We start from the raw sequence: 25692 nt of genomic DNA, 5'->3' as shown, positions 1-25692 counted from the left end.
ACTCCTATTTCTTACGGAACATTTCAAGCATACGTTTGGTCACAGTAAAGCCACCAAAAATGTTAATGCTTGCAATTAATACAGCGATGAAAGACAGGAATGACACGACACCATTACCTTGTCCAATTTGGAGCAATGCCCCGACCACAATAATCCCCGAAATGGCATTAGTTACTGACATCAGTGGTGTATGAAGAGAATGTGAGACATTCCAAACCACGTAATAACCAACAACACATGCTAGTACAAATACCGTAAAGTGAGATAAGAATGCAGCTGGAGCCACACTCGCTACCCAAGCAAATGCACCTGCCGCGACTACCATGCCAATTACTTTTTTCGTTGGCGAGGCAGGCTCTTCAACTTTAGGTTCGGCTTTAGGTTGTACTTTTGGCGAAGCTTGCGGTTGTGCAGAAACTTTAATCGGTGGCGCAGGCCAAGTGATTTCACCTTCTTTAACCACGGTCACACCACGCAGCACAACATCTTCAAAATCGATATTGATGTTGCCATCTTTTTCTTTGCATAACAGTTTTAAAAGGTTAACAAGGTTCGTACCGTATAGCTGAGAAGACTGAGTCGGTAGACGGCCAACCATATCCGTATAGCCAATCACGGTGACACCATTTGGCGTAGTAATCACTTTATCCGCTTCAGTGTAAGCACAGTTACCACCATTAGCCGCGGCAAGGTCAACGATCACACTGCCCGCTTTCATGCTATCAACCATTTCTTTAGTGATAAGCTTAGGAGCTGGACGACCTGGGATCAGAGCTGTCGTAATGATGATATCAACGTCTTTTGCTTGAGCAGCATAAAGCTCCTCAGCTTTCTTGTTAAATTCATCTGACATTTCTTTTGCATAGCCATCACCAGCGCTGGTGTCTTCTTGGAAATCAACTTCTAAGAATTCAGCACCCATTGATTGCACTTGTTCTTTAACTTCAGGACGAACGTCAAAAGCTCGAACGATAGCACCTAGGCTACCTGCGGCACCAATAGCAGCCAAACCAGCAACCCCAGCGCCCGCCACTAAGACTTTCGCCGGTGGCACTTTACCTGCTGCGGTAATTTGACCGGTAAAGAAACGTCCAAATTCATGAGCTGCTTCAACAACCGCGCGATAACCCGCAATGTTAGCCATTGAGCTCAAGGCATCTAGAGACTGAGCGCGAGAAATACGCGGCACTGAATCCATCGCCATCACATTGATGTTTTTGGTCGCAAGTTTATTTAATAAGTCTTCATTTTGAGCAGGCCAAATAAAGCTCACTAAACTTGCCCCTTCTTGGATCAGGTCAAACTCATCCACACCAGTATCATCATTAACACGTGGTGCGTTGACTTTTAAAATAAGCTCCGACTTCCAAACTTCTTCGGTATTCACTACCGAAGCTCCGGCAGCTTCAAAAGCGGCATCATCAAAACTCGCAAGAGCACCTGCTCCTGATTCCACTGCGACGGTAAAGCCCAGTTTCAAAAGCTGCTCAACCGTTTTCGGCGTGGCAGCAACTCGCGTTTCACCCGCAAGTATTTCTTTAGGTACACCAATCTGCATAGCTATTCCTTGAACATTGGCACAATAAATTTGTCGTTTACTTCTGATTTCTCATTCACTGTAAGTTATTCAGTTTTCACCGTTAACAAAATGAAAAAAGAAAACAAGATAGTAACCATAAGTTGCACGTAATAAAAAAACATTTTTATATGACATATAACTCTAAGTAAGGTGATTCTCACCCTTATGCAGTAAAAAAACAACACATTGAGAGTGAAAACAGGTCATACCTGATATGACTTAAACGCATTTGTGCTCAAACTTCATACATGTCATCAATAAATGGAAAAAATTCGTTTAAAAAACCGCCTAAATGCTTATTTTTAGCGAGTATGGGCTAGGTTAAAAAATTTTACCCGATGATTGATCAATGAACATTTGCGACTTTTTAACCATTAATTCACAGGCATCGGCTTTCGAAGATAAAACATCCGAACGAATAAAACGGTGCTCTTGTAACTCACCATCAACTTCTTTCGTGATCTTACCAGCGATGCGGTATTGCCCCCCTTCCGCAATAGGGTCTGGATAAATTAGAAAACCATTATATTCGATTGGTTCAATTTCTTGTTTTGCGGTGGGTTTACTACCACCAAAACCAAACAACTTAGACAAAAAACCCACGCTCTACCTCACCTTTTATTCAACTGACTGGTTATCAAACCAACTGATTAAACTCATTATCCAACTCAATGATTTAACTTATCAATGAGCAATAGGTTCAATTCTGCTCACAACGGCCACTATTTTGACCATGAAAATATGCCGCTTATTCATTAAAAAACAGCATCAAACTTCCCCCTTTTAGGGCGCTGCCATAGTTCATATTGATACCGATGCCTATATTATCAATATAATCACGGAAAATCGGTGGCGTCAGGAGCAATCCGACAGAAAACTCATAATAATTATCCGTCCCAAGCGATTGGACCGGATCGCCACTCAGGTCAATTCGTTTAAAACTCGCATAAGCAGAGGGAATATAGCCCCCCCAGTTGACCAGGTTATAGTTCGCTTTCAACCCATTGACCATATACCAACCTTTAGGATTACCAAATTCGTACTCACGACTCTGCTCCCAAATCTTGCCGTAAAAATAATTAATCGAACTGGTGTATTTCCAATATCCCCATTTACGATACAACTCATAATTAAGTTCTAAATTTGGCTCAGCAATGTAAGCACGGCTCGAGACATTATAAATATACCCATCCAATTGAGACTGCAGCTGCTGGCTTTCCGTACTGTTGTAAGAATGACTATTTTTAAAATACATCAAATGATTACCTAGCCCATATTTGATGTTCCAGGTATCGGTAATATTAAAAATCAAACGATATTGAAAAAACGCATCAAAGACTTCATTTTCATCATTATCAGCAGGTAAATCTGGGCGGTCTTCCAAACTCACATCATTCGAAAAGTGAACGTATCCACCCCGCACAGAAAACTCATGTTGAAAATACGGACTTGGGCTATCGAGCAACCAAGAATAAGGCAGAGTCAAAACGGATACTCGATTTCGCAAATCTAATGAGGTTTCATCGCCAAGATCCCCTTCTTCCAGAAAATGAAAAGAGCTCGGATTAAAGTCTTGAATCCCAAAACTGATTGCATCACTGTCCGTCAATACAATTGAAGTCGATATACTCTCTTGAGCGCGTGAAGTTCCCTTTTTCGCAGCATAAGAAGAAAAAGAAGCCAAAAAAACAAGCACACTAACGGCAACATTTGTCGTTATTGGATATGCCATCAGTAACCCTTAATGAACAAAATAATCAAACCAAGCCTTTATATAATCGGTAAGTAAATACCCTTAGTTTCACTTGGTATTTCAATAACGGTAAGTATGCTAATTTATAGACATAAAATAAAGAGGCTTCCATTATGTCACCTTGGTTTAAAGCAAAATTTAGCCATCATTTTCACACTTTATCTCCTTTACTTCATCAAAGTGTGCAGCCAACTCCTTTAGAACATCCGCAATGGGTGCATTGGAATGATCAATTGGCGCTTGAACTCAACCTGCCAGACCAACCAAACCAAGCGATGTTGCAAGCTTTTTCAGGTCATGAATGTCCAAATCCTTTTCGCCCTATTGCCATGAAATACGCTGGGCACCAGTTTGGTTATTACAACCCTGATCTAGGAGATGGCCGCGGACTGTTATTGGCAGAAATTCATGCAATACAAGGTGAGCGTTACGATATTCATATCAAAGGTGCAGGATTGACGCCCTTTTCCCGTCAAGGGGATGGACGCGCGGTGTTGCGATCCAGTATTCGCGAGTATCTCTGTTCTGAGGCATTATTTCATTTAGGTATTCCAACCACTCGTGCTTTGGGCTTAATCAACAGCGACACTCCGGTGTATCGAGAAAAAACCGAAACAGGGGCGATTTGTATACGCCTGGCACACAGTCACATTCGCTTTGGTCACTTTGAACATTGCTTTTACACGGGTCAACATGACTTATTAAAACAGTTACTCGATTATACGGTGCAGCATCATTTTCCCGATTGCCACACTCAAGAAAAACCTTACCTCGCGATGTTGCAGCAGGTGGTATTAACAACCGCACAATTAATCGCTAAATGGAATGCTTTTGGTTTTGCACATGGCGTGCTCAATACCGATAACATGTCTATCTTAGGCGAAACCTTTGATTTCGGTCCTTTTGGTTTTCTTGATAATTACCAGCCCAACTTCATTTGTAATCACTCGGATTACCAAGGTCGATACGCTTTCGCCAATCAACCCAATATTGGCTTATGGAATCTCACCGCCTTAGCGCATGCTCTTTCACCCTTCATAGAACGTGCCGACTTAGATCAAGCATTGGCGCTCTATGAACCTACATTAAACCAAGAATTTAGCCTGTTGATGCGCCAGAAAACCGGACTGCTCAGCCAGCAAGAGGAGGATCAGGCTTTATTTTCTGATTTATTCCGTCTTTTATCGGATAACCAAGTGGATTACACACGCTTTTTCCGCCAACTCTCTCAACTGGATAATCAAGGTACTCAACCTGTGATTGACTTGATCCTAGACAGAGATGCCGCTCAAGGTTGGCTAACACGCTATCAACACCGCTTACAACAGGAAACCCAAACCGATCAACAACGTTGTCAGGCGATGCGTCAACATAATCCGAAGTACATTTTGCGCAACCACCTTGCTCAAATTGCCATCGATAAAGCAGAAGCTGGCGATTATTCTGAAGTCGCTCGCTTATTCCAAGTGTTAAAAAAACCGTTTGATGAACAGCCAGAGTTTGATCATTACGCCAATTTGCCGCCTTCTTGGGCACATGAGCTTGAGATCAGTTGCTCTTCGTAACAAGCTTATCCATAATGCAGGCTGTGTTGCACCGTTGTGCAGAATTAATTGAGGTTTCCTTATGTCAGAACAAATAGAAACAAGCGTTACCGAAGAATCAATGGAAGCCGTTGATTTAAGCACTTACTCACCAGAACTTCGTCATTTAATTGAATTTGAACAAGTTCCAGAACAAGCCATACCAATGGTGACCTCAATTCACGACGTCTCTGAAGAAGCGGTTCGTGATGTATGGGATGATTTACCCGCCAGTGCACAGAATATTTTAGATAATTTCGAACAATTCCACGCCTTAATTTCAGTCGGCCAAACTTTTGCCGCGATTGATTTTATGCAAGAGTTTGAAACGTTAAAAATGCCTGCAGATATGGATGAAGAAGCACAACAAGAATACCGTGCAAGCCTGCTTGATAAAGTGTTGCAAAACTGCATTAAAGATATGATCAAACAGCTGAAGAAGGCGCGTCGTGACCCTATCTTAAAACGTGATTTTATGGAAATTTTTGCTGAGAAGTAAGACTCAAGCAATCACCTTATAACAATACCGCGTAAGGCTCCTGAGACCTACGCGGTATTTTTTATTCAATGAAACGATTATTCAAGAAGCGATATATCAATAACACTCATTAGATGGTCACATCATTAAGAACGTATCAGTGCGAGCGCATCAGTGCGAACACATAGTCATGAACGCATCGGCACATAGCCAGTTTGCTCACTGATTCGTTTACACCATGCTTGAATTGCTGGGTAATCAGCTAAATTAAAACCCCCTTCATCGGCCACATGGGTGTAGCCATATAACGCAATATCGGCAATGGTGAGTTTTTCGCCGACCAAATAATCATTTGTTTTGAGGGCATTTTCCATAATCGATAAAGCCTTAATGCCACCTGCTTGTAATGAATGATATTCTTCCACTCGCTGTGGTGGCATCCCTTGGTATTGTTGAATAAAACGTCTTACAGCAATAAAAGGTTCATGGCTGTATTGCTCAAAGAAAAGCCATTGATACACGCTTGCTTTCAGGAAGCGATCGTCGGGGATCAAGTTCGTCCCATCAGCAACATACCCTAAAATAGCATTCGATTCGGATAAAATACGGCCATCATCCAGGAGCACTGTCGGCACTTTCCCATTTGGATTTATCGCCAAAAACTCTGGCGTTTGAGTCTCTCCGTTTAAAATATCCACGTGTTGCCATTGATGTTCAATACCAAGCAATGCCAGTATTAACTTCACTTTATAACAATTTCCCGAGAGCGTATCTCCATATACTTTCAATGTCTTACTCCTTTAAATAAACGCGGTACTGGCTAAGTTAAAGTATCCGTGCTGTCAATAATGCTAATACCCCAACAGACACTAATTTTGTTGTGACCATTATCCACAAACAATCTTTAAAATCGGCATGAGCAACCGTCTTAAGTAAATAGAACCACGCTATCAAGCCAAGAACCCAGCCGACTGTTGGTATTAAAGAAATCAACGCCACCAGCAAAGTGACCACCAGTAACGAGGTAAAATCTATCGTTAAAAATGATAACCGTGATGCGATATACATACAACAAGCAGTCACTAGCCCATCAACTATAAAGGCTAAAGCTTCTAAACCCATGATCGATACTCTTAATGAACAGGCTACATTTTACTGTACCGGTAAAAAGAAAAAACGCCAGCACGGTATTATGCCGACTGGCGTTAAAGATAAAAATGTTGCTAAGCCTGTGACTCTTTAAAGCCAACAAACACGCTCATTTTATTTTGCTTTAGGACGAAATGGTTTTATCACGTTTTCGTCACATTCAAGGAATGGCCCTTCCATCAAATCAATGCAGTATGGAATCGCAGGGAAAACCGCATCTAAACATTCACGAATTGATTTTGGCTTACCGGGTAGGTTTACAATCAAACTGCTGCCTCGTAAGCCTGCCGTTTGACGAGATAAAATCGCAGTAGGAACAAACTTGAGTGATTCAGCACGCATTAACTCACCAAATCCTGGCATCATACGATCGCATACCGCCTCAGTGGCTTCTGGCGTTACATCACGCTTCGCTGGACCAGTTCCACCGGTTGTGACGACTAAACTACACCCATCTTCATCGACCATTTTTTTCAACATGGCTTCGATTTGATCTTGTTCATCTGGAATAATTTGGTAAACCGGTTGCCATTCAGAAGTCAGATACTCATTTAAGGTATCAATGATCGCTTGCCCAGAAAGATCGTCATACACCCCTTGGCTCGCGCGATCACTAACAGTCACAATCCCGATTTTAGCTTTACTCATTCCAACAAACCTCTTTTATCTAAAAATCAATTTCTAGGCGCTAAGATACCTGTTCACACATTAAATGAACATAGTTACCGCTGAATTTGATGAAAGCTATCATGGTAACTGCTGCCATTCTAAGTTTAAATTTTCTCGATGGGTAAATTGATAAAAATGACTTTCTAATACCGCTTGTACCTTTGCAAGTTTTTCAGCAGTCTCCCCTTCACAACGAAGTTGCAGATGATGAGTTGTCACCGTTAAATACCCCATTCCAGTTGGAAAATACACACGCGCTTCATTTTCATTCCAACTCACCTCCACCTTACGTTGAAAGTGTCTTGCCATTACCGTTTGATATTTTTCCGCTTTGGTTGTCTCAACCGTTGCCACCAGCTTCATAGTTCTTTTCTCTGTTATTATGATAAATAAAGAGGTAACGAAATCTCTCGTTACCTCTTGGTTTTCAATGTATTGAGCTTTCAACGTTAGTTATTGTTCGCCATCTTTTATGTTCGCGATAACCAATATTCACAATAACCGTGCTTTAAAATTGATAAGCCGCTGAAATTTTATAATTACGCCCAGGTTCATAGTCGGTTAAATCAATGCCTCGTGCATATCCAGTCCGAGACGCATGAGAAGCATATTCTTCATTAAAGAGGTTATCGATCCCCACCGTAATGGTTAACCCATCAATATAGTTAGGAACCCATTGCGCATAGATATTATGAACATCGTAACCATCTTTAATTGGTTCGCCGTCTAACACGTTGTCTTCATCCAGTACCCATTGTGAAGTCCACCCAAACAAGGTATCGATATCCACCGCAAGGTAATCTAAATTAAGCGCAATGCTGTCGCCCATGTCAGAACTGCGTCCATTAAATAGGATTGGGGTGTCATTGGTTTTGTTTTTATTATCAGACTTCGAGTAGGATAATTTTGAATTGAACATGTCATAACCATAATTGACACTCGCTTCAAAACCTGTGATTTCAGCATCACCATCATTGGTAATTAAATAGCCTCCCGTCGATGCTTGATATTCTTGCACCAAGTAATCATCTAATTGAGTTTTAAAGACCGTAAAGTTAGATCCAACAAAATGTTTACCGGCTTGATAATGGAACTTAAAGCCACCTTGCGTGTTGATTCCGGTTTGCGGCTTAACATTGTCATCTAAGGTCGTAACATCTTGGTATTTTACAAAGGTTTCAAGTAATTCAGGCGCTTCATATAAGCTTCGAGAAGAGGCAAATAAGGTCCAGTGTTCTGTCACTGCCCATTCCGCGCCTAATCCCCAGCCCAGTTTATCGAATGAATCATCCCCGGTGAGCGCATCTCGTTGGCTATAGTCATAACGTAACCCAGCCGTTACCGAAAAGCTTGGCACTAAATACAGCTTTTCTTCGATATAGACCGCCGAAGTGGTCATCTTTTCGCTCATGCTATAGCTGCTGCCATATTCACTTTCACTTTTTTGTTGATTGTATTCGCCGCCATAAGTCAATTGGCTTTGCATACCCAACAAGACAAAGTCCAATTGTGCTTTCACATTGGCACCGGTATTGGTGTTGGTTGCGGTATTATCCGTTAACCGGTCTGAAGGCCAACTCACTGCAATATTGGATTCATCACGATTAATTTCCGTTTGGTTATAATACAAGGTGGAATCTAGCTTGAAACCATGACCATTATTGGTTTGATAACCTAATGTATAGGTATTACGCGTGTATTTGGTTGGCAATAAGGTTTGGTCTGATAGTCCTTGGTTAGCCGAGCCGGACATATCTGGACGCGGGCTATAATCGCCTTTATCTCGGTAATAATCGTAACTCAACTCTAATCGGTTGGTATCGTTAATATCCCAACCAATTTTAGCTAACATATTGCCAATGGTGCCGTCTGAACCAATGGTCTCGACACCATTACCATCTTCAAAGTTGTCGCGATCGATACCATAGACATAGACCATCCCATCAAGGTGATCACTCAGCAATCCATAAACGGTTAAAGACCCTTGTGAATAAGCATTGCTTCCATATCCGCCAAAGATCCTGGCGCCGTATTGCTCTCCTGGACGCAATAAGTCTTTGGCATCTTTGGTTTCAAAATACACTGAGCCGCCTAAACCACCAGAAGTGACCGAGTTAGCACCAACTTGGATATCGGCCGACTTAATGATGTCAGGGTTAATGGTGAGATTACCGATATGGTGGAACATATTGGCGTGCTGCGATGCACCATCTAACCGAATATCCAAATCGGACTCATTTAAGCCACGAATGTTGATACGTTGGTTCACTGAGTGTGTCCCGCCGACATCGACTCCTGGTATATCACGTAATAAATCAGAAAGATGATCCGCTTGTTTTAGCGAAAGATCATCCGAGGCTAACTGCTGACTACTACTTGATACTTTTGCACCCCATACCGTGACTTCTTCAAAATGGGTTTGAGACTCTGAATCAACTTCTTTCATCTCTGCGGCTTGAGCGCCGTAAATGATACTGAATCCAAGGGAGGTGATGCCTAAACTCAATGTTGTTGCCTTGAGTTTGAATTTGGTTTCCATGTTTAAAATTCCTTCATAGAGAAAACAATCAAATGATAATCATTCGCAAGGATGATATAATGAATGCCGCTGAATGAAAGAAAATACACTTATGCGAAATCGCATTTGATTTATGAGGAAGACAGATTATGAAGGATTCATACCATGGCTGAGCATAGAACCCGCCCTCGTCCACAATTAGCGCAGCCAAGCCATGTGGTTTTTACTCAATTAGTCACCAAACACGGCCAAGATGCCGTTATCTGCGAACGTCACTCGCGCCCTTTAGTGACCGGAAAGTTTTTATCCTATCGCTCACCTACTGGCTTTGTTCTGCATGGTGGAAAAACTGATGAATGTATTGAAATGAATACCATGTCAAACGCGCCGGCGGGGGTAATTTTCACTTTACTTTTAGACGGAAAATTAGAGTTTGGCTATGATGATCAAGCATTTACGCTTTCAGCTCAACCTCATTTCAACCCAACAGGCATTGGCTTAGTCGTGAATTTAAAGCAAGAATCAACTTTTCATCGTCATATTAGTAAACACAACCACATCGAAAAGTTAAACATTATTATTGACCCTAAATGGTTTAAGCAACGGGCTTATAAACCACAAGAGCATTGTGATGACGATTCCCGATTAAACCAGTTTTTAAACCAACATTTAGCGCACCAATCTTTTACCTTAAACCACGATATCCTCTATGCCGCTCAACAATTAATTTCAACACCGCCGCCGGAGGATTTCTTAGGTGCTCAACTATTCGACTTACAAGCGCAAACCTTGATTCATCAGCTGTTTGAAATATTACTCCCTCAACTAAGTACACCAACAAACGGCAACAACCAATACCCTGTTGCCCATCATTTTCAAGATGAAATGAAAACGATATTGCAATACATCAATCGCAACCTTAATGACGAGCTTTCATTAGAGCAGATTGCCAAACATTGCGCCTTAAGCGTCAGTAGCCTGCAAACGAAATTTAAGCAACAACTGGGGATGACGGTATTAAACTATGTGCGCCAAAAGCGTCTAGAATTTGCAAAGAAACAACTTCAATTCACCGATTGTACGGTGACTCAAGCCGCTTACGATGCTCAATATCACCACCCCGCCAATTTTACTATCGCCTTTAAAAAAGCCTTTGGAATGACGCCAAATCAATGGTTAGAAAAAGCACGGAATGGAGAACAAGGTAAGCAATTATAAAGATGGATTTTACGTCAAAACCCTGCTATTAATACGGGCAAATTACACCTATTAAGGGATAAAACGATGACCACATTACTACAAGTACATTTTGCGTTTGAAGGCCCGTTCGGCAAAGAAATGACCGAAGCACTACAAGGCTTAGCCGAGTCGATTAACCAAGAACCTGGTTTTATCAGCAAAATCTGGACTGAAAGCCAAGAGCAAAAAGAAGCTGGTGGTATCTACCTATTTGAAGACAAAGCTTCTGCCGCAGCCTATCTAGAGATGCACGCCGCGCGCTTAAAGCAATTTGGGGTAGAAGAAGTACATGCCAAGTTCTTTGATGTGAATCAGCCATTGTCTAAAATCAATCACGGCGTATAAGCCACTGATTAAAAAGTCAAACGTCATTCACTCCGCCGCCTCTCCAGCGGAGTGACTTTTTACCAATGACCCCCATCTAGGCTTTATTTGTCATGACTCTCACCTGAGGTTAATTGGCTATCCATACCGTTTGATAGGGTTTCAATTCTATTGAGGCAATCGCATCGGTAATCTCTTGTCCGCTTAACAAATCTTTCCAATGATCTGTTTGAATTAAGTTCATATCGCCTAACTTTAGCGTTTGTGGTTCAAGACTGATATTGCTCACACAAAAAATGCTTTGCCTTCTATCGATGCTTTGACGCCAAAAACCAAACAACTGATCATTCAAATGCAACGTAAATTGCACTGCATTGGGATGAAAAGCGGGTTGTTGGGTGCGAATTTGCAACAGCTGAGTCATGCGCTCTAATACTTGATGATGTTGTGAATGCTCCTGTGATAACGCATTTTGTAACTCCGCATAATCCCAACGGTGGCGATTGATGGAACGATTATGATTGGTATTTTCGACCTTATCATAATCATTACGTGTGCCAAGCAAGCTGTGAATATAAAGACCGGGGATCCCTTCCATGGCAAACATGATCGCATGCGCACAAATAAAACGGTCTATGCCATATTTATCTGGGCCTTGAGCGGTTCCTTGTAAGGCATCAAATAAAGCAATGTTGATTTCATAAGGTTTTCGCTCACCCTGCTCAGTCGTACGCCAAGAGACTAAGCCGCCAAAAGATTGCATGGTAGTGACTAAATGATGGATCTCGCTCTCTTGTAGCAGCCCTTCTGCTGGGCGCAGCCCAATCCCATCGTGTGAGGCAATAAAATTAAAGTATGTGGTGCCTTGTTGGGCGGGCGGCATGCCCATCATCCAGCGTTTAAGCGCATCTCCCTTACCTGAAATTAAGGCATTAACCAATAATGGTGGCAGAGAAAAATTGTAGATAGCGTGCGCTTCATTGGCATTACCAAAATAAGTGAGGTTTTCGTGGTTGGGAATATTGGTTTCGGTAATGATGATCGCTTGTGGACAGGCTTGTTCAATCAAACTTCTTAACAACCGAATTACTTCATGAGTTTGTTCTAAGTTAATGCAATTAGTACCCACTTCTTTCCATAAAAATGCAACGGCATCCAAGCGGAAGGTTCGGATCCCATGGTCTATATATTGACGAATAATCTCGACAAACGCTTTTAACACTTCAGGATTGCGAAAATCAAAATCGACTTGATCGTGGCTAAAGGTACACCAAACATATTGAGTACCGTCTTGCGTTTCGACTTCTTTCAGTAGCTCGGACGTTCGAGGGCGAGTAACGGCTGAGGTGTCCACATCAGGGGCTACGGTATAAAAATAATCATGCCCCACACCGTCGCATTTGATAAAGTTTTGAAACCATGCGCTACGAGCCGAACAATGATTGATCACTAAATCCGACATCAGATTCCATTCTGAGGCAATCGCTTCAATATCTTGCCAACTGCCTAGCCCTTCGTTGACACTAGAATAATCTATCACCGAAAAACCATCATCTGAACTGTACGGAAAAAACGGTAAAATATGCACACCATTGATGTGAGGATGGGCGTATTGATGCAAAAAAGCGCGTAATGTGTGTAACGAAGATTCCCCTTCTTGATACACACTATCTCCATAAGTGATTAAAATAGTGTCTTTTTCACTCCAAAGTGCTTGCGAAACCGTCATAGGGATCGAGGTATCAAGCTGAGGCGATAAGCGCATTGTCGAGAGTAACTCGTAGGCTAACGTGGGTAGCGTAACCTCAAGTTCAATGCCTTTATAAATCACCTCAAGATGATGAATCATTTTATCGATTAATAAATGCGATGGTGTCATTACTCACCCCCAAATTCTTGATAATCCAACTCCACCGCTTCTTTAAGTCGCTGCATCACATCAGGCATCGCACTGACTACCCGATTCCAACTGGGTATAAATGGCGTTTCCATTGGGTTATCTAAGAAGCTTTGGCCTGCTCGCATAATATTTTGCGCAAACATTTCAACGGCTTTTTCTTCCATATGAACGTCTAATGACAAACCGTTCATTAATGCATCATTATGATAAGCTTCAACAAAATCGAGTGCGATTCGATAATAGGTTGCTTTTAAAGAGCGAAAGCGTTCGTTATTAAAGGTTTCACCTTGTGTGGCTAATTTTCTTAATAATGACTTGGTGATATCAATCGACATTTTTGATAAACCGCCATCAGTCGAATGTAGTGACAAGTCTTGATGCTTGTGATCATAGGTTTTCGCAATATCGACCTGACACAATCGATTACTGGCGTAGTTTCGGTGCATTTCAGACAAGACGCCAATCTCTAACCCCCAATCACTGGGAATACGAATATCATTTAATACATCTCGTCGAAAAGAAAACTCTCCGGCTAAAGAATATTTAAAACTGTCCATGTAATCTAAATACACACTTGGTCCGGTTACGCGCTTCAAGGCTTTTAATAGCGGCGTCACGAGCAGACGAGCAACACGGCCATTCATTTTGCCATTAGCCACACGAGCGTAATACCCCTTACAAAACTCATAATTAAAGCGAGGATTCGCCACGGGATAAAGTAAGCGAGCCAGTAAATCCCGCTCATAAGTGACGATGTCACAGTCATGCAATGCGACAGATTCAGCTTTGCCCGTCGCCAAGACATACCCCATGCAATACCAAACATTACGTCCTTTACCTAACTCTTTTGGTGCTAACCCAAGCGCCGCGAGTTCTTTATCTAATGCTTGCAATCGTGGCCCATCATTCCACAAAATACGGTGATGCTGAGGTAAGCTTTTAAAAAAAGACAAGGCGTGTTGATATTGGGCTTGATCTGCCCGATCAAGGCCGATCACAATTTGTGAAAGATAAGGCACTTGAGTTAACTGTTGCACAATATTCGGTAAGGCTTCGCCTTCGAGTTCAGAATATAAAGACGGTAGGATCAACCCCATGGAACGTTGATTAGAGAAAGACACTAACTCCGCTTCCAGTGCTTCAATGGGTCTTTCTGATAAATTATGTAATGTCGTGACTATGCCATTTTGATAAAAATCCGCCATGATGCCTCCTGCATGTCAAGCTTAATGGTAATATTTCAGATGATTAGGTTACATGCCCTGCCAATAGTTGCTGAATACACTCCACCCAACCACTTGGCCCATATTGATGACTACTCAGTACCCTTTCTTGACGCTTTAAGTCTGGTAATGGATGGTGTTTAGAACGGATGCGCACTGCATAATCCGCGCTTTCTAACATGCTAATATCGTTATCACTGTCACCTAATGCGATGCTATACCAGTCTTTATGTGGTTGAATTTGTTGATACATCATTATTAGCCACTGCATGGCGGTTGCTTTTTGAGCGCCGCCACCCACATGCAAAAATCGCCCGCCTTTTAATACGCTTGCTCCATGGTTTTGTATAAACTCAATAAACGCTTGTTGTTGCACCTCACTGCCTAACCATTGAATTGGTTCACCATATTGACGCTGCTGCGCTTGTTGCGCTTCATCAAAGCTGAGCCCGGTCAAAGCAATCAATTGCTCAAGCAACATTTCACCCATCGGAATAAATATCGGGCCAAATTCTGCTTTTGCTTGTTCGATATAAAATAGCCAGTGCGCCCGCGGGAGAGTAAATGACTTTACCCAATAATCACCATCGGGCTGAGTTTGCGGTGGTGCTTGTTGAAATAAGGCTTTGGGTAGATACACCGCCGCCCCATTCTCCACAATAAAAGGGGTAGTTAATCCTAATTTAGGCATTAAATGATGAAGCTCAGCAGCGGTTTTACTGGTCGTGGGGATCACACTAACCCCTGCTTTATTGAGCTTTTGTAACCAAGGTTTAACCGCATCAATACTGTAATCATCATGATCCAATAAAGTGCCATCAAGATCGGTAAAAATAAGTGGCTGCCTAGGTAATTTATGCATAAAACGACTCAATGCACTGTGATGGGTGCTTGGCATTACTTGCATCAACTTGGTGCAAAATAATGGGCATACCATAAGGACTTGCACTGTAAAAGGTAATGTCGTTCACCTTTATGTCATTGGATGAGGGAAAAAATAATGCTAACCACATAACAATCACTCCTTTATTTTTCATTCACCTCAAAAGTAATTCAAGAAGCATGCCAGTGACGGGAAATAACGGATTAAAGCTGAAGCGGCCCTTTCATACTTTCCCCTATTTTTGGTAATCATCTCTATCAATCAAATAAACATGATGACCGATAAGATAAGCCCTATTACTTACGTGAAGCCATTTCTTGATTGGTCATCTTCACCCCTTTTATTTGTGCATAAACAGGCAACCCTACACACAAATTAAGCTCATCACGCGCCCAAGCAGTAACAGTAGCCCATAGCGTTAAGGGAGCATCAGAGTCTCCGATAGACAAACGTATCGCCACTGGTTGTGTATCATCCTTGGTGGTTTTTATCTCTGCGACAATTGCTGGAATAATATTGCGTATTGAGCTATCCGTAGCCTGAGTTAAAGTAAGCGACACATCATTTGCATGGATTCGCACTCGAACCCGCTCATTAAGTTGCGCTTCCACATTACTCATCCACACTCCTGTGTTAGGCGCTATCTCGACATAAGTTAATGCATATTGAGGATGATGCTTTTTCACTTGCCCTTTAAATAAACTGGTTAATTGATGTTGTTGTTGCCAAGGTTGGAATGCCTCAGAGCACCAAACCTGTTCAATATCACCCGACTCAATGACCTGTCCCTCTTGCATAAGCAACATATGATCAGCTAAATGCAAAATTTCATCCAAACTGTGGGTAACGTACAAGATAGGAATGTGGATTTGTTGGGCTAAATTTTCTAAAAATGGCATCACTTCTTGTTTTCTCGGCAAGTCGAGCGAGGCTAAAGGTTCATCCATTAATAAAATTTTCGGCTCAGATAATAGTGCACGGGCAATCGCACACCGCTGCTTCTCCCCACCGGATAAATCCGCAGGATAACGTTCAAGTAAATGCTCAATCCCCAATAATTCAATCACTTGTTTAAAGTGACAAGGTAACCCTTTTCCAGAATAACCATACAATAAGTTGCCTTTCACTCGATAATGAGGAAACAAACGCGCCTCTTGAAATACATAACCAATATGGCGCTTTTCAATCGCAAGATTCAGCTTGTTTGCCGAATCAAATAACACCGTATCATTAATGGCAATAACCCCAGAATCAGGACGCTGTAAGCCACTGATGGCATTGATAATGCTAGTTTTTCCAGCGCCGGAACGACCAAAAATCGCCGTAATTCCCGTATCTGGAATTTGCGTATCAATATCGAGACAAAAAGAAGGGAACTGGTGCTTGAAGTGTAATTCAATCATTGATTCGCTCCGTTGTGTGTAGTCACCCCTAATCGTTTTTGGGTTTTCTGAGTCAACCATTCAGAACACAGCAATGACAGTAATGCAATGACAATCGAGATCACACATAGCCGGCCAGCTTGAAACTCTGCCCCCGGTGTTTGAATAAAATTATACATCGCCAAAGGCAAAGTTTGGGTTTGATTGGGAATATTAGCCACAAAGCTAATTGTTGCGCCAAATTCGCCCAAGCTACGCGCAAAAGACAACATGGCGCCAGTGATCACGCCCGGTAAAACCAAAGGCAACGTAATGGTCATGAACACTTTAAAAGGTGAGGCCCCAAGCGTACGCGCAGCCTGCTCTAACTTAGGATCGACATTCATCAAACTGAGACGAATCGAGCGTACCATCAAAGGTAACGCCACCACGGCCGAAGCTAAAGCCGCCCCTTTCCAATTAAAGCTAAAGACTAAGCCAAAGGTATGATATAACCATTCGCCCACCACGCCTTTGCGTCCCATGGTGAGCAGCAATAAATAACCTATCACCACCGGCGGTAACACTAAAGGTAAGTGAATCACACTATCTAAGACCTTCTTGCCCCAAAAGTCTTTCTTTACCAACAGCCACGACAAAAATATCCCTATCGGCAATAGCCATAAGACGGCAGTAGAGGACACTTTGAGGCTCAGCAACAACGCACTGATTTCATAGTCAGATAATATCACTCATTCTCCTTTTCTCTTTCATCACTCCCCCTTGGTAATACAGGCAATTATTGAGCAATTAACGGCGTAAAACCGTATTTGATAAAGGTTTCACTCGCTTGCTTACCTTTTAAAAACTGAAAGAAAGCTTGGCTGGTTTGTTTATCATTTAACGCCACCGCAGGATAAATGATCGGCGAATGTGTACTGTCAGGGAAGGTTTGAATGATCGCCACTTTATGACTCATTAAAGCATCAGTTTTATAGACAATCCCAAATGGGGCCTCACCACGTTCCACAAGCGATAAAGTTAAACGCACATTGCTACTCGGTGCCGTTTTATCGGCGATGGCATCCCATAAGGCAAGGTTTTTTAAACTTTCTTGAGCATACATTCCCGCTGGCACACTTTGAGGCTCACCGATCGCTAAACGATGTTCTCCTAATAAGGTAGGCAGCTCCTTAAATGTTCCGGCATTCACTTGGGCATTTTTATGCTCTTTTGAGCCAATCAACACTAAGCTATTCCCCACTAAATCAGCGACTTTATCTGAAGTCGTCATTCCTTGATTAACTAAATAGGTCATCCACTTAGGGTTAGCAGAAATGAAAATATCCGCAGGTGCGCCCTGTTCTATCTGACGCGCTAAGGTTGATGAACCAGCGTAAACGGGCACGATAGTGTCACCGGTCACCGAGTGATATTTATCCCCCAGCTCTTTCATCACATCGGTCATGGAGGAGGCTGCATACACATTGATATTTGCAGCAAAAGCTTGAATAGATGAGCATAAAGCCGTGAGGCCTAGAGAGCATAATAAGAGTTTTTTCATGGCATCCTCAATCAAAAAATTAAAACGCTATATACTTATGTGCATAACGATTTGAACGATAATACCCCATCTGAGGCTTCATTCAAAGATCAAATACAGGTCACGAGTATCTGGTTTGGATCGAAAGTAGCGTAATAATGCTGATCTAATTGTAAGACTAAACCTTGTAATGCAGGATGACTTACCGACGCATACAACAACTGGCCTTGGCCTATATCGAGAAAAACTTCACTGCTTTCTTCACCTTGCGTTAAATGAACCAATTGTCCAGCAAGTTGATTTTTTTCGCCACGTTCTTTGGGAGTAACCGGCTCTGTCGAAATGGTCACGGAGGGCGCTTTAAAGAGCAACAGCACTTCTTTTTCTGGAGTGAGCTGTAACTGCTCCGTGCTCACACGAGTAATAATCGCCGCAATTTCACTGCCACTTTCTAGCTTAACGATGATCTTATCTTTCACATCACGCGGCTCAATCGCCACCACTTGACCTTTTAATTGGTTACGGGCGCTGGTTTTCAATGTGAAATGACTCATAACATCCAACAAACTTTCAGTGGTGACGGAGGTATCCATAAGTGCTTGCATTACCATAGTTTGCATTTGATGCATGAGACGATAGACCTTAATTAAGCGCCCCCCAAATTCTGTCAGTGCCGCGCCGCCGCCACCTTTACCACCCGTTTCACTCACGACGACAGGTTGGGGTGATACTTGGTTCATATCATTGATAGCATTCCATGCCGCCCGGTAACTCAACCCAGCTAATTTTGCGCCTTGAGAAATAGAACCGCAGACCCCAATCTGTTCAAGCAACGCCATCCTCTTAGGATTCGCGAACAGTTTTTGATTGGTGTTTAATGTTAATAATGCTTCTAATTCCATTGAAAAACCTTAACGAAAGCATGAATAAAATAGCTTGTTCTACTCGATTATAAGTTAGGCCATAATACACTCAGATTTAACTCTTGTTCGATGACATCGGCTAAACGATCTAATGATTTAAGCTGCTGTTTATCGCGACTTTCCATCAGCGATAACGTATTCACCCCCGCCCATTTCATAATATGAGCCAAAGCGTATGGATCATCAAAAATACCATGACAATAGCTGCCAAAGATGTGTCCATCCTCGGAAAGTGCCCCTTCTGGCTGAACCTGTTGAGCCTGGTCGATTAACTCAATCGGTTGTTGCTCCGATACATGTGTAATGCCCGCATGAATTTCATAACCTTTCAACGTAGCCGTATGTCCCGTGATTAAACTTATCTTGCCAGCCACTTGAGTCAACGCTTTATTTGGCGCTAAGGTCGTCTCAAGTGCTAAATAACCTAAGCCACGAGTCTCACCCGCTTCACCTTCTAGCCCCAATGGGTCTGAAAGGGTTTGTCCGAGCATTTGATAACCACCACAAATCCCCATTAATTTACCGCCATAACGCAAATGACGTTGGATCTGTTGCTCCCAGCCTTGTTCACGTAAAAACTGCAAATCAGCAGCTACCGATTTACTACCAGGTAAAATAATCAAATCGGCCCCTAACAAAGATTGCCCTTGATAGCGAAACTGAAAATTAATCTCCGGATGGGCACGTAAGCTATCAAAATCGGTGTGGTTACTCATGCGTGGTACCACTGGCACGTAGACGGTCAATTTAACTTCATCTCGTGTGGTTTGTTGCGTCTCTACCGCATCTTCCGCATCTAACTGTAAACCATGCAAATAGGGTAATACCCCAAGCACTGGCTTCCCGGTTTTTTGCTCTAACCATGTGAGTCCCGGTTTCAATAGCTCAATATCACCACGAAAACGATTGATCACAAACCCCAACACTCGATCTTGCTCTGAGGGTGACAGTAATGCCAACGTGCCATATAAATGGGCAAATACGCCACCACGGTCAATATCGGCCACAATTATCACCGGCACATCCGCCGCCTCCGCAAAGCCCATATTGGCAATGTCATTGGCACGTAAATTAATTTCCGCAGGGCTGCCCGCGCCTTCAATAATAATGGTTTGGTATTGAGCACGTAATTGAGCAAAAGAATCCATCACATACGGCATGGTGTATTGTTTATAGCTCGCATTCCCTAAACTGGCTGATTGCGGCAAGGCTTGACCTTGTACGATCACTTGCGCTTTCATATCCGTGTTGGGCTTGAGCAAGATAGGGTTCATGTGAACACTCGGTTCAATCCCACATGCAAAGGCTTGTAACGCTTGAGCACGGCCGATTTCGCCGCCTTCTTTTGTGACGGCGCTATTTAACGCCATATTTTGTGATTTAAAGGGCGCAACACGTCGTCCTTTACGTTGCAGCACACGGCACAGCCCCGCAACCAAGACACTTTTACCCGCATCCGATGTTGTGCCCTGCACCATTAAGGCTTCATTCGGTGTTAACATACCGTTGATTTCCTACCAAAAACACTCAAAGTTGCCCCTTTCAATCTTATGTTTCTCATCTCGTCACGTCATACGATAAGTAAACAAGTAAAGAGGCCAATAGACAGCTTATTTTATAAACAGTTTTTTTATAAAACAGATAATAAAAAGCCTCCCACACAGGAGGCTTTACAGAACCCAAAATGCCCGTTATTTAGGTTGATCTAACTTGGATTTTGGTTGTACAAATTCACGGCTGACATCGACAATCGCGACATCACGGAAGAAACTACGGCCAAGCAATAGTCCATAATCCATGTGAGTACGGTCGGCTAAAGTAAATGGGGTTTTCACTTTTAAATCACCCACTTTAATCCAACCTTCAATCACATAACGTTCAAATGTCTGATCAGAGCCTGATTGACGAATAAACTTAATCGAAACAACCGGTAATTCAATTTCTTTAGATTCGTGGCCATCGTGCGCTAATTTGAATTTCACCCATTTCTTGCCATCTCGTTCAAAAGCCACAATATCGATAGCACTCACTGACGATGTTGTCGCACCAGTATCAACACGCGCTACCACGTTGACATCCAAACCTTCAATATGAACCCACTCTTTTTGCCCTAAAATCAGTTTACCATCGGCACTCTTCTCACCTGTCGTCACCGTTTCAGGCTTAGCCGGTTTAGCTGGCTTGACCGGTTTTACGGTTGGGATCGGCTTAGGCTTAACATTTGGTTGCTTTTCTGTTGCAGCAACATTGCCATCTGCTTTCGTTTCCGGCAGAGTGGGTTTCGCGTCTTTTTCAACTGCAACCGGAGTGGTTGTATCGGTTTTATTTGTAGCAGTCGAATCCGTTTGCTCCGGCGTAGTAGAACAACCAACGATCACCATCGACATTAAAGCGGGAAAGAAAAAACCCCATTTTTTCATGTTAATAACCTTTTATTTGTCTCTATTTAAGATTAGTACGCGTAGAGAGAGTGTTTATTGCATTCGCAACATATTGTATGTCTTTTTCTTGAAGACCTGCAATGTTAATACGGCCATCACCAACACCATAAATGCCATATTCTTCACGTAATTGCGTCATTTCATCGCTAGAAAATCCTAACACAGAGAACATGCCTTTGTGTGATTTAATAAACTCAAATTGTTCATTATTATAGCGACTGACCAATTCTTGACATAAGGCTTGCCTTAAACCAACTAAACGTTGTTGCATCTCCACCAATTCTTGCTGCCACACTTGGGTTAATGCGGAAGATTGTAATACGGTTTTGACTAAATCTGCTCCATGATCGGGCGGCATCGTATACGTTGCTCGAGCCAAGGTCAGTAACTTACCTTTGGCATTATTGGCTTCTTGTATATTTTTGCCAATAACAATCGCCGCTCCGGTACGTTCTCGATATAAACCAAAGTTTTTCGAGCAAGAAGTGGTGATCAGCATTTCTTCTACATGATTAGCCATGTGCTGCAGCCCTAAAGCATCTTGTGCTAACCCATCACCAAAACCTTGATAGGCGATATCAACAAAAGGAATAAAGCCATTTTTCTGAGCCAGCTCTGTGATTGCACGCCAATCGTCAAAACTGATATCAGCCCCAGTCGGGTTATGGCAGCAACCATGTAATAACACCACATCTTTAGGCCCGGCTTGCGCCAGATCTTGCAACATTTTATCCGAATCAACTTGGCGAGTTTCAGGATTAAAATAATGATAGTACTTAACTTTCAGCCCTGCTGCTTCCATCACCGGACGATGGTTAACATAACTTGGATTACTGATCCAAACCGTGGTCTCCGGCTCAGCAATTTTCAATAAATCCCCAAGCATTCTTAGCGCTCCACTCGCCCCCGGCGTTTGAATAGCCGAGACACGAGAATAAGCCGCAGTGCCTTTCAGCAATAAATCCACCATACATTGGTTGAATTCTTCACATCCCGCCAATCCGACATAAGCTTTAGTGGTTTGTTGTTCGGCTTGCTGTTGTTGAGCTTGTTTAATCGCGGCCATGATTGGCGTTTGGCCTTGGCTATTTTTATATACCCCTATACCGAGATCGACTTTTTCAGCACGAGGATCATTACGATAAGCCACGGATAATGACAAAATGGGATCTTGTTGAGGCGCAGAAAGATGAGAAAGCATGAATACACAACCCTGTGATAATGAACGTTCTATCAAGGCATAACATTGAATGAATACCTCCACGAGAACATTGATAAATAAAAACTCAAATTATCATTAACCGAAACTAAGCTCCATAAAAAAATCGATGAGATCTCACGAACTCATCGATTTCAATAATAGTGTATTGTGCGTTGGCTTATTTATCCGTCAAATAATGAACAACTTGATTGCTGCTGCCACGCCATTGCAAACTTGGATCGGCTAAGGCTTGTTCAAATTTACCATCGACTAACACATCAATATATTGCACCACTTGTTGTTGCGCCGGTGACAACTCACTCAATGTGTACCCCGTCCACATCCAAATATCTTTGCTTGGACATTCCGTACGAACCCGCTGAACCAGCTTCAATACCGCTGGTACATTACTCGGATGCAGCGGATCGCCACCCGATAACGATAAGCCGCGACGAAATATTCTACTATCTTGCAGATCTCGAATAATGGCATCTTCATACTCCTGAGTAAATTCTACCCCAGAGCGTAAAGACCAAGTACTTTTGTTATAGCAACCTTTACATTGATGAATGCAACCAGACACAAACAAAGTACAACGAGTACCTGGGCCATTAATCACATCAACAGCATAATATTGAGAAATATTCATCGAGACGGATTCACCAACTTTATAAATGCTTAACGCGACGTTTTACTTCTTCTTGCTTACCATCATTAAATGGGCGCGCATCAGGGCTCCCTAAGTAACCACATACACGACGAGTCACGGACACTTTGCTTGAGTCATGATTACCGCACTTAGGACACGTAAAACCTTTACTGGTGCATTCAAACTCTCCAGTATAACCACATTCATAGCATTCATCGATCGGCGTATTGGTTCCGTAATATGGCACACGGTGATAGCTATAATCCCAAACGTTTTCAAGGGCTTCAATGTTATGTTGCATGTTTGGAAATTCACCATAACAAATGAAACCACCACTTGAGATTTCTGGATACGGCATTTCAAAGTCAATCTTATCGTATGGCGTGACTTTCTTTTGTACGTCAAGGTGGAAACTGTTGGTGTAGTACCCTTTATCCGTTACATTTTCAATCACACCAAATTGTTTCGCATCTAAACGACAAAAACGACTGCATAAGTTTTCACTTGGCGTGCCGTATAAGCTAAAGGCATAGCCAGTTTCCGCCGTCCAAGCTTCAACATGTTGCTTCATAAAATCAATGATCTTAATCGCTTTGAAGCGCAAGGTTTCATCATCATAAACGTGCTGTTCCGTGCCAAATAAAGCACACACGGTTTCGTGGATCCCAATATAACCAAGAGAAATCGATGCACGGCCATTTTTAAAGATTTCAGCCACATTATCGTCAGCATTTAAGCGTACGCCACATGCCCCTTCCATATACAAGATAGGAGCGACTCGAGCCTTAACGTTTTCTAAACGATTAATACGCGTATCTAAAGCACGACGAGCTAACTGCAGTTTTTGCTTCAAAATCTCATAGAAACGGGCTTCGTCACCTTGCGCTTCAATTGCCACGCGCGGTAAGTTCAAACTCACCACACCTAGGTTATTTCGGCCATCATGGATCAATTTACCATCTTCTTCATAAGTATTGAGGAAGCTTCGACAACCCATTGGTGTTTTGAACGACCCAGTCACATCCACCACTTTGTCGTAGTTAAGAATATCTGGGTACATACGTTTAGAGGCGCACTCTAAAGCCAATTGCTTGATGTCATAGTGAGGATCACTTGGTTTATGGTTCAAGCCATCACGGATCGCAAACACTAATTTGGGGAAAACTGCGGTCTTACGGTTTTTACCTAAACCGGCAATACGGTTACGTAAAATAGATTCTTGGATCAGTTTACAGGCCCAAGTGTCTCCCAAACCGAAACCAAAGGTCACAAATGGAGTTTGGCCGTTCGCCGTATGCAACGTATTCACTTCATACTCGAGTGATTGGAACGCGTCATAACACTCTTTTTCCGTTTGTTTACGGGCAAATTCTTGTGGGTTTGAAATATCCCACTCTTGCGCTAATTTCAGTTGCTTTTGATGACTCGCTAACACGTAAGGTTCGAGAATTTCATCAATACGGTTAATGGTAGTACCGCCATAGATGTGGCTAGCCACTTGCGCAATAATTTGTGCCGTCACTGCTGTGGCCGTTGAAATTGATTTTGGAGTATCAATCTCAGCATTACCCATTTTAAAGCCACGAGTTAACATCCCTTCAAGGTCGATTAACATGCAGTTGAACATAGGGAAAAATGGGGCGTAATCTAGATCGTGATAATGAATATCACCCGACTCATGTGCATGTACGATATCACGCGGCAAAATGTGTTGTTTTGCATAGTGTTTAGCTACGATACCCGCTAACAAGTCACGCTGAGTTGGGATCACTTTACCGTCTTTATTGGCATTCTCATTCAATAAATCGGTATTGTTTTGTTCAATTAAACCTTCAATTTCTCTGGTCAATGCGCTGGATTTTTCACGCGCAACATCACGGTCATGACGATATTCAATGTAATGGCGAGCCAGTGATTTATATTCACCTTGCATCAAGTAGTTTTCTACCATCGTTTGAATATCTTGAATGTGGATACCTTCAGGATAGTCAGTCTCGCTTTCCGCTAAACGTTGCTCAACACAGCCAGCTAATTGTTGGGCGTATTCTTTCAGCTTTTCATCGACCGTATCAGAGGCACTTAGTACCGCTGCAACAATTCGATCTTGCTGAAATAAGGCTTTAGAACCGTCCCTTTTTATAACAATTAAATGACTCATCCTAACCTTGCCTCCAAAAAAAATTCATGATATAGACAAAAAAAATGCCGTAGACACAATATATTGTGCCATTATGAATTTTCCACACTATTCAATATTGATCTAAATCAATAGATCT

The 25692-nt window shown here is 42.4% G+C and carries 25 protein-coding genes; 4 read left to right on the top strand and 21 right to left on the bottom strand.

The window, feature by feature from the left end; translation table 11 throughout:
* Window positions 1–4 precede the first annotated feature (4 nt).
* The 3 genes from pntA to VCA1004_RS13160 all read right to left on the bottom strand — a co-directional run bounded on the left by pntA (window position 5) and on the right by VCA1004_RS13160 (window position 3311).
* Window positions 5–1558, bottom strand: coding sequence for a Re/Si-specific NAD(P)(+) transhydrogenase subunit alpha (gene pntA, locus VCA1004_RS13170; protein ID WP_086980901.1), 1554 nt, complete (start codon window positions 1556–1558; stop codon window positions 5–7).
* 342 nt (window positions 1559–1900) lie between these two features.
* Entirely contained in the window at window positions 1901–2182 is a 282-nt protein-coding gene (locus VCA1004_RS13165) for an HlyU family transcriptional regulator (RefSeq protein WP_086980900.1), read from the bottom strand.
* 145 nt (window positions 2183–2327) lie between these two features.
* The gene (locus VCA1004_RS13160; protein WP_086980899.1) at window positions 2328–3311 is read right to left on the bottom strand and encodes a Solitary outer membrane autotransporter beta-barrel domain; all 984 of its coding nucleotides are present in this window, start codon (window positions 3309–3311) and stop codon (window positions 2328–2330) included.
* Window positions 3312–3445: 134 nt separating this feature from the next.
* Between VCA1004_RS13160 and VCA1004_RS13155 the strand changes: the two genes are divergently transcribed.
* Window positions 3446–4897, top strand: coding sequence for a protein adenylyltransferase SelO (locus VCA1004_RS13155; RefSeq protein ID WP_086980898.1), 1452 nt, complete (start codon window positions 3446–3448; stop codon window positions 4895–4897).
* 61 nt (window positions 4898–4958) lie between these two features.
* A complete protein-coding gene (locus tag VCA1004_RS13150) occupies window positions 4959–5414 on the top strand; it encodes a DUF3069 domain-containing protein (protein ID WP_086980897.1) in 456 nt (151 codons plus the stop codon).
* A gap of 167 nt (window positions 5415–5581) precedes the next feature.
* Here VCA1004_RS13150 and VCA1004_RS13145 read toward each other — a convergent pair whose 3' ends face one another.
* The 5 genes from VCA1004_RS13145 to VCA1004_RS13125 form a co-directional block, all read right to left on the bottom strand.
* Window positions 5582–6181, bottom strand: a complete 600-nt coding sequence (locus VCA1004_RS13145; protein ID WP_086980896.1) for a glutathione S-transferase family protein — start codon at window positions 6179–6181, stop codon at window positions 5582–5584.
* A gap of 37 nt (window positions 6182–6218) precedes the next feature.
* Window positions 6219–6515, bottom strand: a complete 297-nt coding sequence (locus tag VCA1004_RS13140) for a hypothetical protein (protein WP_086980895.1) — start codon at window positions 6513–6515, stop codon at window positions 6219–6221.
* Between the two features lie 141 nt (window positions 6516–6656).
* Window positions 6657–7190, bottom strand: coding sequence for a molybdopterin adenylyltransferase (mog, locus tag VCA1004_RS13135; RefSeq protein WP_086980894.1), 534 nt, complete (start codon window positions 7188–7190; stop codon window positions 6657–6659).
* A 99-nt stretch (window positions 7191–7289) separates the two neighbouring features.
* A complete protein-coding gene (locus tag VCA1004_RS13130; protein WP_086980893.1) occupies window positions 7290–7574 on the bottom strand; it encodes a DUF2218 domain-containing protein in 285 nt (94 codons plus the stop codon).
* Window positions 7575–7719: 145 nt separating this feature from the next.
* Window positions 7720–9657 (bottom strand): TonB-dependent siderophore receptor, encoded by a 1938-nt coding sequence (locus VCA1004_RS13125; RefSeq protein WP_086981384.1) that lies wholly within the window; start codon window positions 9655–9657, stop codon window positions 7720–7722.
* A gap of 237 nt (window positions 9658–9894) precedes the next feature.
* Here VCA1004_RS13125 and VCA1004_RS13120 point away from each other — a divergent pair, with 237 nt between their 5' ends.
* Window positions 9895–10947 carry a helix-turn-helix transcriptional regulator gene (locus VCA1004_RS13120; protein ID WP_086980892.1) on the top strand — a complete coding sequence of 351 codons (1053 nt, stop codon included), beginning with the start codon at window positions 9895–9897 and terminating at the stop codon, window positions 10945–10947.
* Window positions 10948–11013: 66 nt separating this feature from the next.
* On the top strand, window positions 11014–11313 hold the full coding sequence (locus VCA1004_RS13115) for a monooxygenase (protein ID WP_086980891.1): 300 nt from the start codon (window positions 11014–11016) through the stop codon (window positions 11311–11313).
* Between the two features lie 109 nt (window positions 11314–11422).
* On the opposite strand, the gene VCA1004_RS13110 is transcribed toward VCA1004_RS13115, so the two are convergent.
* The 13 genes from VCA1004_RS13110 to nrdD form a co-directional block, all read right to left on the bottom strand.
* A complete protein-coding gene (locus VCA1004_RS13110) occupies window positions 11423–13171 on the bottom strand; it encodes a sugar phosphorylase (protein ID WP_086980890.1) in 1749 nt (582 codons plus the stop codon).
* Entirely contained in the window at window positions 13171–14397 is a 1227-nt protein-coding gene (locus VCA1004_RS13105) for a glycosyltransferase family protein (protein ID WP_086980889.1), read from the bottom strand. The genes VCA1004_RS13110 and VCA1004_RS13105 overlap by 1 nt, the downstream gene beginning before the upstream one ends.
* Window positions 14398–14440: 43 nt before the next feature.
* A complete protein-coding gene (locus VCA1004_RS13100; protein ID WP_164520883.1) occupies window positions 14441–15277 on the bottom strand; it encodes an HAD-IIB family hydrolase in 837 nt (278 codons plus the stop codon).
* Window positions 15270–15428 (bottom strand): hypothetical protein, encoded by a 159-nt coding sequence (locus VCA1004_RS15215; protein ID WP_164520882.1) that lies wholly within the window; start codon window positions 15426–15428, stop codon window positions 15270–15272. The genes VCA1004_RS13100 and VCA1004_RS15215 overlap by 8 nt, the downstream gene beginning before the upstream one ends.
* A 166-nt stretch (window positions 15429–15594) precedes the next feature.
* On the bottom strand, window positions 15595–16701 hold the full coding sequence (gene modC / locus VCA1004_RS13095) for a molybdenum ABC transporter ATP-binding protein ModC (RefSeq protein ID WP_086980887.1): 1107 nt from the start codon (window positions 16699–16701) through the stop codon (window positions 15595–15597).
* A complete protein-coding gene (gene modB / locus VCA1004_RS13090; protein ID WP_179949594.1) occupies window positions 16698–17408 on the bottom strand; it encodes a molybdate ABC transporter permease subunit in 711 nt (236 codons plus the stop codon). Before modB ends, modC begins: the two co-directional genes overlap by 4 nt.
* A 50-nt stretch (window positions 17409–17458) precedes the next feature.
* Window positions 17459–18223, bottom strand: coding sequence for a molybdate ABC transporter substrate-binding protein (gene modA / locus VCA1004_RS13085; protein ID WP_086980885.1), 765 nt, complete (start codon window positions 18221–18223; stop codon window positions 17459–17461).
* Between the two features lie 89 nt (window positions 18224–18312).
* Window positions 18313–19104, bottom strand: coding sequence for a TOBE domain-containing protein (locus VCA1004_RS13080; RefSeq protein WP_086980884.1), 792 nt, complete (start codon window positions 19102–19104; stop codon window positions 18313–18315).
* A gap of 47 nt (window positions 19105–19151) precedes the next feature.
* On the bottom strand, window positions 19152–20627 hold the full coding sequence (locus tag VCA1004_RS13075) for a cobyric acid synthase (RefSeq protein WP_179949591.1): 1476 nt from the start codon (window positions 20625–20627) through the stop codon (window positions 19152–19154).
* Window positions 20628–20816: 189 nt separating this feature from the next.
* On the bottom strand, window positions 20817–21545 hold the full coding sequence (locus VCA1004_RS13070) for an ATP-dependent zinc protease family protein (RefSeq protein WP_086980883.1): 729 nt from the start codon (window positions 21543–21545) through the stop codon (window positions 20817–20819).
* A 22-nt stretch (window positions 21546–21567) separates the two neighbouring features.
* Window positions 21568–22767, bottom strand: coding sequence for an amino acid aminotransferase (locus VCA1004_RS13065; RefSeq protein ID WP_086980882.1), 1200 nt, complete (start codon window positions 22765–22767; stop codon window positions 21568–21570).
* 178 nt (window positions 22768–22945) lie between these two features.
* Entirely contained in the window at window positions 22946–23416 is a 471-nt protein-coding gene (gene nrdG, locus VCA1004_RS13060; RefSeq protein ID WP_086980881.1) for an anaerobic ribonucleoside-triphosphate reductase-activating protein, read from the bottom strand.
* Between the two features lie 19 nt (window positions 23417–23435).
* A complete protein-coding gene (gene nrdD / locus VCA1004_RS13055) occupies window positions 23436–25574 on the bottom strand; it encodes an anaerobic ribonucleoside-triphosphate reductase (protein WP_086980880.1) in 2139 nt (712 codons plus the stop codon).
* Window positions 25575–25692 lie beyond the last annotated feature (118 nt).

Source organism: Vibrio aphrogenes (assembly GCF_002157735.2).
Lineage (GTDB): Bacteria > Pseudomonadota > Gammaproteobacteria > Enterobacterales > Vibrionaceae > Vibrio > Vibrio aphrogenes.
Note: the sequence above shows the minus strand (reverse complement) of the source record. Positions and strands in the feature narration are given on the sequence as shown.